The organism is Thermodesulfobacteriota bacterium (genome assembly GCA_036482575.1).
GTDB lineage: Bacteria > Desulfobacterota > GWC2-55-46 > GWC2-55-46 > JAUVFY01 > JAZGJJ01.
Window position 1 is genome coordinate 1 of record JAZGJJ010000099.1, and the last position, 10,778, is coordinate 10,778.

Genomic DNA, 10,778 nt, shown 5'->3' on the forward strand with positions numbered 1-10,778 from the left:
GGTGGTGGGGGGTGCGCGGTTTAGATTTTTTGTGTTGAGCGCAAGAGGGAAGGGGATGAGGGGAGGCCGCGGTTATCTTTCTTTGATCGCTCTTTAAACCTCTAGCCGCGCGGCTTCCGAGTTCGGATAACCGACTTTTCCGTTGAAACCTTTTCCGGTACCTTCCCTTGAGACGTAATAATAGTGTTGTGCCCGCCCGTCGTCCGCCTGCCGTTAGACGAGCGTGCGGCGAAAGGAGGGGTGCTAATGAAAAGGCACCGCCTGTACGCGATACTGCTTGCCATGACGCTGGTCCTTTTCCCCCTTGCGGGCCCTTATGCGGCCCCGGAGGATGACGATATAGATGCGGAGGGGGCTGGGGGGGCGGAGGAGGTGTATATCCCCGACCCGAAGCTCAAGGCCGCCATAGAGAAGACCCTGGGCACTATTGACCCTACCCCCGCCGACATGCTGCGACTTACCTCCCTTGCCGCCGCCGCCACCGGGATAGCCGACCTTACCGGTCTCGAACGTGCCGAAAATCTGACCAGGCTGAACCTGAGCCGCAACCGGATAGTCGACATCTCCCCTCTCGCGGGGCTTGCAAAGATGGAGCGGCTCTTTCTGATGGAGAACCTGATAGAGGATATCTCCGCGCTGGAGGGGCTTACGGAGATCGTCTGGCTCTTCCTGACGAGTAACCGGATAGGCGACATCTCCGCGCTGGCGGGACTTACGAAGCTGGACCGGCTGAACCTCGGCTCCAATCAGATAAACGACATCTCCGCCCTCGAGGGACTTACGAGCCTGACCGTGCTGAACCTCGGCTCGAACCAGAGAAGCGACATCTCCGTGCTCTCGGGGCTTACAAGGCTTGTCTGGCTGGACCTGACCGCCAACCAACTGAACGACGTCTCCGTTCTCGCCGGGCTTGCGTCCCTGACCAAGCTGAAGCTGAACTCGAACCAACTAAGCGACGTTTCCGCGCTCACCGGCCTTACCGGCCTGACGCACCTCGAACTCCTCAATAACCCGCTCGGCGATGGCGCCTACTGCATTGATATGCCGACGATCATCTCAAACAACCCCGCCATAGATATCCAGTATAGCGGCGAAGGGCCGTCCAGCTGCTGACGGCGCCCGGATTCCTGGGTTTATACTTAGACTATATTTTCAATCTGAAATAGTCGGTGCCTTACCTTATGCTACGGTCGTTTAATGCCTTTTCACTTTTTCCCGGCATATGGCACCAGACCATCTCTAAGTACTTCTTGATTTTTCGGGATACACTTATAGGCTTTTAGAACCGGATGCCGCGGCTGTCCATCATAAGGTTTCTTCGCTATCAAAATCGAGTCGGCATTTGTTTCACTATACCAGTTAGCATCATGTTCACTCGGCGCACAATTAGTATGTGCATGCAGTGTTTCCAAACTGACATATCTGGCTAAAGCCACCATTCCATCGGTAAAAAAGCGATAACAATCTACCGGATACCGGTGTTCATCAAAGCCATTTGGTGCAATTAAGCATAACAGCCCGTCTTTTTTCAGGACTCTCGTCATCTCTGTCATGGTAATCCAAAAAAATTCGATATGCTCAAATGCTTGTCCCGAGATCACCACATCAAAACTGTCTGTCATAATTGTGTCCCAATCGTATGGATTTTCTAAAACAATATCTACGTTGGGGCCATTCTCCATGTCCAACCCTGTGTATTGATACTTCTTCCCGGCAAAGAGATGCTTATACGAACCATTTACATCATGGCTGCCAACATCAAGCACCTTTACTTCACCCTTGGGTATTTGTGAGGCGTAATGGTCCGCAAACCATTTCATTCGTAGGATAGAACTTTCGTGCATATTAATATCTCCTTATACGGGTTACTGTTCTCAGCGATTAGAACCGTTTAAATCTACTCCTATCAGCCCCGCCCTGTCAAGACCTGGGTTTTAAAGGGTTCTTTTTCAGGGGTATTTGGACTTTCCGGGCAAGGGGGGAAATCGCTTGATTTCGAGGTTTATCCTAAGACCGTAAAACCTGGGGTGGACGAGGGGATAAGCGTACTTCGCCTTTGGCTCCGTACGCTCCAGTGAGGAAGTGTTCCGTTCATATTGTCCGTCTCGCCTTTCGGCTCAACGGACATTCCGGACGAACCCCCGATGCGTTGTTCAGGGGGCTTATCCGGAGCCCGTAAAATATGGGGTGGACGAGGGGATTCGAACCCCCGGCCCCTGGTGCCACAGACCAGTGCTCTAACCAACTGAGCTACGCCCACCATGTAAAGATCGTTATTCGTGTCCGTCTTCCGTGTCCGGTCACGGATAACGGTCACGGGATACGGTTTATTCTGGCGCGCCAGGGAGGACTCGAACCCCCGACCCACTGCTTAGAAGGCAGTTGCTCTATCCACCTGAGCTACTGGCGCTCATGTTGAAATAAATACGTGCCTGTTAACTTCAAAAACTGCCCCACCGCAGGGTGCTGCCGCACGGTTAACGATATATGCGACCCTGTGCTGTCTGTGCGTTCGCGATGGCTATGTGATGCCCGTAACCGCTCCACCGCAGGTGGTGGTCGGGGCGAGAGGATTTGAACCTCCGACCCCCTGCTCCCAAAAAATATGTGACGCCTGTATTATCGTTTAGTTCCGCGCTTTTCCGGCTGCGTCAGCTGACTTATGTAGTCAGCATGCCTATTAATTGGGCAGTACACAGGTGTCTTTCTCGCCGCCCTTCGTTATACTAAGATACACTATATCGTAGCTCCAGTCAATATCCTCTCGCCGAATATGCAGGGCCTCCACCCACCGGAGGTCGGTGCCGAGGTCATCATCACCGGGGAGCTCGACGCCACGTAAAATTGGGCATCCCTTACATGTAAAAGATAGACAACGGCGCGTTTCCTCTGGTAAAGTGGTCTGTAAAGGTGGCCGGAATGAGTAGATATCGCAAGATACCGGAGGACGAACTAAAGGAGATCCTCGTCGCCCATGAGAAGTGGGTGGACTCGCGCGGGAAAGAGGGAGCCAGGGCGGACCTCTCCGAGGCGGAGCTCTCCGGTGCGGACCTCTCCGGGGCGAATCTCTTCAAGGCGGACCTCTCCGGGGCGATCCTTACCGGGGGGGCGAACCTCACCATTGCGAACTTTAACAAGGCGAACTTTACCGAGGCGTACCTCACCGAGGCTCGGCTCGGATGGGCGCACCTCATCGGGGCGAACCTTACCCGTGCGGACCTCGCCGAGGCGAGACTCAACAATGCGGACCTACGAGATGCGAACTTCAGGAATGCCGATCTCCACGGGGCCAAGTTCACCGAGGCGGACCTTCAGGGGACGGTGTTCTACGGGGCGGACCTTTCCGAGGCGGACCTGAAAGGAGTAAAAAACCTTAAAGCCGAGCAGTTCGGCGGGGCAAGGATTGCCGGAGCAAAAAATCTGCCGCCGCATATTGCATCCTCCGAGGAGGATGGGCTGGAAAACGTCATCGAGGCGTCCAAGAACGCGAGAAAGATATTCCTAGCCATGCTGGTGGGATGCGTCTACAGCATTATCGCAATCGGAACGACCACGGACGCCGACCTCCTGACAAACTCCGCCTCGTCGCCGCTCCCCATAATCATGGCCAAGGTGCCAGTGGTCTACTTCTACTGGGCGGCCCCGGCATTCCTTGTCGGTTTTTACATCTACTTCCACATCTACTTCCTGCGCCTCTGTCAAGGGCTTGCGGGGCTCCCAGCCTTCTTCCGCGACGGCCGCCCCCTTGACCGTAGGGCATACCCCTGGCTCTTAAACGGTCTTATGTACTCCCACATCGAGTTGATGAAAAAAGAACGCCCATTGATGTCCCGGACGCAAAACGTGATCTCCGTCATTCTCGCCTGGTGGTTCACGCCACTGACGCTTATCTTCTTTTGGGGGAGATACATTGTGCGGCAGGATTGGCTCGGCACTTTATGCCACGTGGCGCTGTTGAACCTGGCAGTGTATTCCGGGATCTTCTTCTATCACTATGTGAAAAGCACACTCCAGGGGACCGAGCACATAAGATGGTTCGCGGGGACCATGTGGCCGATCGCCATGGTTGCCCTTATGCTTTTTCAAATCTTTGTTGTTGCTTTTGCTTATGAAGGGCGGCCTTACAACTTACAGAAGGCGGACCTCTCCGGGACGGACCTCACCGGGGCGAACCTCCCCAAGGCGAACCTCACCGGGACGAAGCTCTCCGGGGCGGACCTCACCGGGGCGGACCTCACCGGGGCGGAGTTCTCCTGGGCGGACCTCACCGGGGCGTACCTCACCGGGGCGGACCTCACCGGGGCGGACCTCTTCACTACGGACCTCACCGGGGCGCACCTCTTCGGGGCGACCCTCTCCGAGGCGCACCTCCTCGCTGCGAACCTCACCGGGGCGGACCTCACCGGGGCGAACCTCACCGGGGCGGACCTCTCCAGGGCGGACCTCACCGGGGCGACCCTCTTCACTACGGACCTCACCGGGGCGCACCTCGAAGGGGCGACCCTCACCGGGGCGAAATTCTTCTTTGCGAAGCTCTCCGGGGCGGACCTCTCCACTACGGACCTCAGGGAGGTAATGGGGCTATCCTGCGATCAACTCACCAAGGCCAGAATCTGGCAAATGGCCTATCGCGACGAGGATCTGGGCTGTGGTAAAGATATACCCGGACCACTGGAGGGAATAAGAATGCGCCTTGAGCGGTTTCTCATAGATTAAAAAAAAGCACTTTCGCGGCTATTTTGTCTTCTTGGTCGGGCCTAAAGGTTTGCATTTTCGGCCACCTGCTAAAGAAGCAGGTGCGCCAATGTTATGGTTAGTTAGGTGTAGCCAGACTTCAAAGAAAAAAGGGTTGCGGCGGATGCCGTAACCCCTTGATTTGTTAGAGGCTTTGGCCTCCGACCCCCTGCTAAAAAAGTAAGAGTGAGTTCTGGAATCCTCTTTATTTTTAGTGGGTTACCTCCCAGCGAATGATTGCAGTGTAGTCAGATGTAGTCAGAACCTACAAAAAAATAGTCAGAGGTGAAACACCGTAACTCCTTGATTTTACTGGTCGGGGCGAGAGGATTTGAACCTCCGACCCCCTGCTCCCAAAGCAGGTGCGCTACCAGGCTGCGCCACGCCCCGTCAAACTATAATAAAAACACGTTATACCCTTTTTTTCAAGCCCTTTATCCTGTTCGGCGGAGCCGTTCCCGGAGTTTTGCGAGCGCCTCCGCCCTGTGGCTTATGCGGTTCTTCTCGCCCGGAGGAAGCTCGGCCACAGTCCTTCCCCTCTCCGACAGCATGAAGATAGGGTCGTAGCCGAACCCATCTTCTCCCCGCGGCTCAAAGCCTATCTCTCCTTCGAACTGCCCTTCGAACGTCTCTTCCGCGCCCGACGGCTCTACCAGGGCGACGGCGCAGACGAAGCGGGCCCCTCTCTTCCCCGGGGGAACGTCCTTCAACGCTACGAGGAGCTTTGCGTTATTCTCCCTGTCGGTGGCCCCCTCTCCGGCGTACCTCGCGGACCTTACCCCCGGCCTGCCGCCGAGGGCTTCCACTTGAAGCCCCGAGTCGTCGGCCAGCGCCGTGCACCCGGTCTTCTCCGCCACGAAGCGGGCCTTCACGAGCGCGTTATCTTTAAAGCTCGAACCCGTCTCGGGCGGGAGCTCTATCTCCGGGAACTCATCGAGCGTGAGTACCTCCACGGGGAGCCCTTGAAGGAGTCCGCGTATCTCCTCTATCTTGCCCTTATTGGTGCTTGCAAGCACGATTTTCATGGTCCGGGGAAGGGGAGGGGGGTCAGTCGGCGAGTTCCATTACCTTGCGTTGAAAGGCGGTAAGCTCCCCTATGCCCGCGGAGGCGAGCGAGAGGAGCCGGTCCATGTCTTCTTTTGTGAAGGGGGCCGTCTCGGCGGTGCCCTGTACCTCGATGAACTTGCCGTTGCCGGTCATAACGACGTTCATGTCTACCTCGGCCGTCGAGTCCTCGTCGTAGGCGAGGTCGAGGAGGCACTCGCCGTCCACGATACCAACGCTTACCGCGGCCACGGAGTCGAATACGGGGACGGACTCTATGGCGCCGGAGGCGACAAGCCCTTTAAGCGTGTCGCCGAGCGCTACGAAGGCGCCGGTAATCGCCGCGGTCCTCGTGCCGCCGTCGGCCTGGATGACGTCGCAGTCTATGTATATGGTCCTCTCGCCGAGCTTGTCGAGGTCCGTCACGGCGCGGAGGCTCCTCCCTATAAGGCGCTGTATCTCGTGGGTCCTCCCCCCGGTGCGGCTCTTCTCCCTGGGTATCCTCCTCGGGGAGCAGCCCGGGAGCATCGAGTACTCGGCCGTGACCCAGCCCCGGCCCGTCCCCCTCAGGAACGGCGGTACGCTCTGCTCGGCAGTGGCCGTGCAGATAAGCTTAGTGTTGCCCATCCCGACCATGGCCGAGCCGTCGGAGAACTTCAGGTAGTTCCTCTCTATAGTGACGGGTCTCAGCTCGTCGACCTTTCTTCCGTCCGATCTTTTCATCTCGCCTCACCCAGCTTTACGTAGCCCGCACTGCCGCGCAGTGCTTCTTCGAACTCCGCCACCCCCTTGGAGATGGCCGAGGCGATCCTGTTGCGTCCCTTTTTCCCGGAGAGGTTCCTCTCCTCCCTGGGGTTCGATATGAAGCCCACCTCCACGAGCACCGCCGGCATGGTAGCGCCGACGAGCACCCGGAACGGGGCCTGCTTGACGCCCCTGTCCTCTCCGCCCATCGTCTTCTGGAGCGAGACGTGGATGAACTCGGCCAGTTCCGAGCTCTGGTGGTGCGCCTTTGTCTGTACAAGGTCCCACAGGATCGACTTGAGGTCGTCCTCCGGCGCGTCCTCGGCCTTGCCGTCGAGCCTTACGACTTTGTTCTCGAACGCGGCGGTCTTCCTCGCGTCGTCGTCGGAGGCCTCGAAGCTGAGGAAGTAGGTCTCGACCCCATTGGCCCCCCGCCGGTACGCCGCGTTGGCGTGGATGCTTATGAAAAGGTCGGCCCCGGCCTCGTTGGCAATGTCGGCCCTCTCCTCCAGATCTACGTATCTGTCGTCGTCCCTTGTGAGGAGCACCTTGATGTCGAGCTTTTCGGTAAGCGCCTTCTTGAGCGCCTTTGCCACCCCGAGCGTTACGTCCTTCTCCTTTACACCCGTGGCCCCCGTGGCCCCCGAGTCCTCGCCCCCGTGCCCCGGGTCTATCACGATGACCTTTACCGCGCGTTTCTCTCCGTCCCCCGTTTCGTCGGAGAGGGCGGCGCCCGGCGACCACGCCGAAAGGGCGAGGGAAAGGGATAGGACCAACGCCGTATGTCTCGCCACGCCTCGCATCGTATCTATTTTAGTTTTATAAAAGCGATATGTCAATTAAAACGGGGGCACACCATGATGGTGTTTCAATTTCACGGCGACCGTTGCGGGTATTCGGTAGCAAGGTTGTAATAGGGCCGCGTGTGACATTAGCCGTGCAGCACCCGGTATGTTTTTGACTTCTGTCTTTTCTTATGAGATATTAGATAGGTTCTGCGCCCGGAAGGGCGGACTTTTCGGCGGAAAAGGAGGCAAGGCCTATTCTCTGGTTGCAGTTTATATTCTGCTCCGCTCTGATAGTCGCGAGCGGCTCGCAGCTCTCGAAGTACGGCGACGTCATCGCGGAGAAGACCGGGCTCGGCAGGGCCTGGATAGGGCTCGTGCTCATGGCGAGCATCACCTCGCTCCCGGAGCTTATAACGGGCGTGAGCAGCGTGGCCATAGTAGGGGCCCCGGACATAGCGCTCGGGGACATCATGGGCTCATGCATCTACAACCTCGCCATACTCGCCATCCTGGACGTAATGAACGGCCACAAGCCCATATTCTTCAAGGCGGACAAGGGGCATCTCCTCTCGGCCGGCTTCGGTGTGGCCCTTATGGGTGTCGTCCTCGTCTCCATAATGGTCGGGGGCAGTTTCCCGGGCCTCGCCCACGTAGGGCTCTACACGCCCGTTATAATAGTCGTCTACCTGATAGGCGTGAGGGCCGTGTACGTCTACGAGAAGACGGCCATAAAGGAGTTCGTCGAGGAGGTCGTGGAGGCCGGCCACTACGCCGACATCACGCTCAAGAAGGCATGGACCATGTATGTGGTTAACGCGCTGGTCATCGTCTTCGCGGCCACATGGCTCCCGTTCGTGGCCGAGGGCATCGCCGAGATGACCGGGCTCGGGAACTCGTTCGTGGGTACGGTGTTCGTGGCGATGACGACCTCGCTGCCGGAGGTGGTGGTCTCCATAACGGCGGTAAGGATAGGCGCTCAGGATATGGCCATAGCCAACATGCTCGGCAGCAACATGTTCAACGTCCTGGTCCTTGCGGTGGACGATATGTTCTATACTGCGGGGCCGCTCTTCTCCCACATATCCACGAACCACGTGGTCACCGGGATTATGGCCGTCATAATGACCGCGGTGGTGGTGGTGGGGCTTACCTACCCGTCCGACCGGAAGAGCTTCGGAAGGGTCGGCTGGGACTCGCTCACCCTGTTCTTCCTCTGGGGCCTGACCATATATATCTTCTACGTCCTCAGCGTAGCCTGATTAATCCCGCCTGATGAGTGCCGACCGATGAAGCCCGTCATATTCACCGACCTCGACGGCACTCTCCTTAAGGCGACCGACTACTCCTTTGCCGAGGCCCTCCCCGCGCTCGAACGCATAAAGGAGAGGGGCATCCCCCTTGTAATCGCTTCGAGCAAGACCAGGGCCGAGATAGAGGCCGTAAGGGCGAGGCTTGGAACAGGCGGTCCCTTTATCTCGGAGAACGGCGGCGGTGTCTATATCCCGCAGGGTTGCTTCCCCTTTCCGGTCGAGGGGAGCGAGACCGGCGGCTATACCGTTATCGTGCTCGGCACGCCCTACGGGGAGGTAAGGAAGGCTTTTGAAGAGATACGAGTGGGGTTGGGGGTCGATATCAGGGGCTTTGGCGATATGACCGCCGGTGAGGTCTCGGAGGTTACGGGGCTCGCCCCGGAAGACGCGGCATTCGCGCTCGAGCGCGAGTTCGACGAGCCGTTTCTTTTCAAAGGGGACGGAGGGGACGGGGGGGACGGGGAGCGGCTCCGGGGCGTACTCGATGAGATAGAGAGGAGGGGCTTTAGGTGGACGCGCGGGAGGCTCCTCCACATGCTCGGCCCGCACGACAAGGGCCGTGCCGTGAGGATTTTAAAAAGGCATTACACCGGCCTTTATGGTAAGGTCGTCGCGATAGGGCTCGGGGACGGCTGGAACGACATGGAGATGCTCCGGGAGGTGGAAAGGCCCGTGCTCGTAAGGCGGGAGGACGGCACCCACGAAGAGCCGCCCCGCGAGATACCGGGCCTTTTAAGGGCGGACGGCGTGGGGCCCGCAGGGTGGAACAGCGCGGTAATCGACATACTCGAAGAGATAGACAGGTAGCAGGTGTGCTAGCTCACTAATCCTGCCCCGTACCGTTCGATGAACTCACGACAGGCTTGATACTGGGCCTGCCCCGTACTTGATACTGGGGAGATTACAGGCAAAAAGCGTTACCTGATTAGTGAGCATCTACAACGCCATCCTTATTTTTCAGGCTTTTCGGGCCGTTCCGGCCGGACCTTCCGTCCTGGCCGGTCGTCCTGAAATCGAAATACCCTAAAACCCTTGACATTACGGCTGCCCTTCTGATACTTTTAGATGAATATTTTTATCTCTCCGGCCCCGGCGGTGAGCCCGGTATGTCCGTCTCCGGTGCGGAGCGTGCAGGGGGGGGGGGAGGGGGAGAGTATTAATATCATGTTGGAGTGGCGATATAAGACGGCAAAATAACCTTATCAAAGGGGTGGTCATCATGAAAAAAGGCTTTATACTGTTCGCGTGCGTACTGGTAGTCGTCGGTTTTGCGGGGTGTGGCCCGAAGAAGGTAGAGAGCGGGGCTGGGGCCGAGGGCGGGAGCGCGGCCGATATCAAGATGGATCAAGTGGAAGAGTATGATGTCTCGGGCGGTGGCGGACCCTACGGAGGCCAGGCGAGCGCGGAGGATGTGGCCGAGGCCAGGAACACCATCGAGGACCTCTACTTCGACTACGACCGCTACGCCGTAAGGGCCGACGCCAGGTCGGTACTGGAGAAGAACGCGGAGATACTCAATAAGACCGGCACGAGGGTGACCATCGAGGGGCACTGCGACGAGCGCGGCTCCACGGAGTACAACATAGCCCTCGGCGAGAGAAGGGCCAAGGCGGCAAAGGACTATCTCGTAAACCTCGGAGTAAGCGCCTCCCGCGTAACCACCATAAGCTACGGCGAGGAAAAGCCCTTCTGCAGCGAGAGTAACGAGGACTGCTGGCAGAAGAACAGGCGCGCGCACTTCGACGTCAAGTAAAGGGTTAAAGAGCCGTTTCCGTAAAGGCCGGGGTCTTTGTCCGTTCGTCGGAAGGCCCCGGTTTTTTATATGTAGCGTCATAACTTCGCACCATGATGGTGTTTCCCTTTCACGGCGACCCTTGCGGGTATTCGTTACCAATGCCGTATCGGGGCGCTTATGACATTAACCGTGCGGCAGCACCCCGTGACGGGGTTTCAGATTTAGAAACTATCGACCGCAATACAGGGTGCCAACGCTACAGAAGACCGCATACACATTAACCGTGCGGCAGCACCATGATGGTGTTTCCCTTTCACTGCGACCCTTGCGGGTATTCGTTACCAATGCCGTATCGGGGCGCTTATGACATTAACCGTGCGGCAGCACCCCGTGACGGGGTTTCAGATTTAGAAACTATCGACC

The 10,778-nt window shown here is 57.8% G+C and carries 9 protein-coding genes and 3 tRNA genes; 5 read left to right on the forward strand and 7 right to left on the reverse strand.

What is annotated here, in order from left to right; all coding sequences use genetic code 11:
- The first annotated feature begins 246 nt into the window (after positions 1–246).
- Entirely contained in the window at positions 247–1,113 is an 867-nt protein-coding gene (locus tag V3W31_04315; GenBank protein MEE9614167.1) for a leucine-rich repeat domain-containing protein, read from the forward strand.
- A 92-nt stretch (positions 1,114–1,205) separates the two neighbouring features.
- Here the strand turns inward: V3W31_04315 and V3W31_04320 are convergent, their stop codons facing one another.
- The 3 genes from V3W31_04320 to V3W31_04330 all read right to left on the reverse strand — a co-directional run bounded on the left by V3W31_04320 (position 1,206) and on the right by V3W31_04330 (position 2,410).
- Complete coding sequence (locus tag V3W31_04320; GenBank protein MEE9614168.1) at positions 1,206–1,844, reverse strand: methyltransferase domain-containing protein; 639 nt, start codon at positions 1,842–1,844, stop codon at positions 1,206–1,208.
- Positions 1,845–2,183: 339 nt separating this feature from the next.
- Positions 2,184–2,260 (reverse strand) — tRNA-His (locus V3W31_04325).
- A gap of 73 nt (positions 2,261–2,333) precedes the next feature.
- Positions 2,334–2,410, reverse strand: a tRNA-Arg gene (locus V3W31_04330).
- 509 nt (positions 2,411–2,919) lie between these two features.
- Here V3W31_04330 and V3W31_04335 point away from each other — a divergent pair.
- The gene (locus V3W31_04335) at positions 2,920–4,716 is read left to right on the forward strand and encodes a pentapeptide repeat-containing protein (GenBank protein ID MEE9614169.1); all 1,797 of its coding nucleotides are present in this window, start codon (positions 2,920–2,922) and stop codon (positions 4,714–4,716) included.
- Between the two features lie 331 nt (positions 4,717–5,047).
- On the opposite strand, the gene V3W31_04340 is transcribed toward V3W31_04335, so the two are convergent.
- The 4 genes from V3W31_04340 to V3W31_04355 form a co-directional block, all read right to left on the reverse strand.
- A tRNA-Pro gene (locus V3W31_04340) sits at positions 5,048–5,124 on the reverse strand.
- 44 nt (positions 5,125–5,168) lie between these two features.
- The gene (locus V3W31_04345; protein MEE9614170.1) at positions 5,169–5,759 is read right to left on the reverse strand and encodes an XTP/dITP diphosphatase; all 591 of its coding nucleotides are present in this window, start codon (positions 5,757–5,759) and stop codon (positions 5,169–5,171) included.
- A 22-nt stretch (positions 5,760–5,781) separates the two neighbouring features.
- Positions 5,782–6,501, reverse strand: a complete 720-nt coding sequence (rph, locus tag V3W31_04350) for a ribonuclease PH (GenBank protein MEE9614171.1) — start codon at positions 6,499–6,501, stop codon at positions 5,782–5,784.
- Positions 6,498–7,316 (reverse strand): N-acetylmuramoyl-L-alanine amidase, encoded by an 819-nt coding sequence (locus tag V3W31_04355; GenBank protein ID MEE9614172.1) that lies wholly within the window; start codon positions 7,314–7,316, stop codon positions 6,498–6,500. The genes rph and V3W31_04355 overlap by 4 nt, the downstream gene beginning before the upstream one ends.
- A 257-nt stretch (positions 7,317–7,573) precedes the next feature.
- Between V3W31_04355 and V3W31_04360 the strand changes: the two genes are divergently transcribed.
- From V3W31_04360 to pal, 3 genes are all read left to right on the forward strand, one after another.
- Complete coding sequence (locus V3W31_04360; protein ID MEE9614173.1) at positions 7,574–8,569, forward strand: sodium:calcium antiporter; 996 nt, start codon at positions 7,574–7,576, stop codon at positions 8,567–8,569.
- 27 nt (positions 8,570–8,596) lie between these two features.
- Positions 8,597–9,427 carry an HAD-IIB family hydrolase gene (locus V3W31_04365; GenBank protein ID MEE9614174.1) on the forward strand — a complete coding sequence of 277 codons (831 nt, stop codon included), beginning with the start codon at positions 8,597–8,599 and terminating at the stop codon, positions 9,425–9,427.
- A gap of 412 nt (positions 9,428–9,839) precedes the next feature.
- Positions 9,840–10,373 carry a peptidoglycan-associated lipoprotein Pal gene (pal, locus tag V3W31_04370; protein ID MEE9614175.1) on the forward strand — a complete coding sequence of 178 codons (534 nt, stop codon included), beginning with the start codon at positions 9,840–9,842 and terminating at the stop codon, positions 10,371–10,373.
- Positions 10,374–10,778 lie beyond the last annotated feature (405 nt).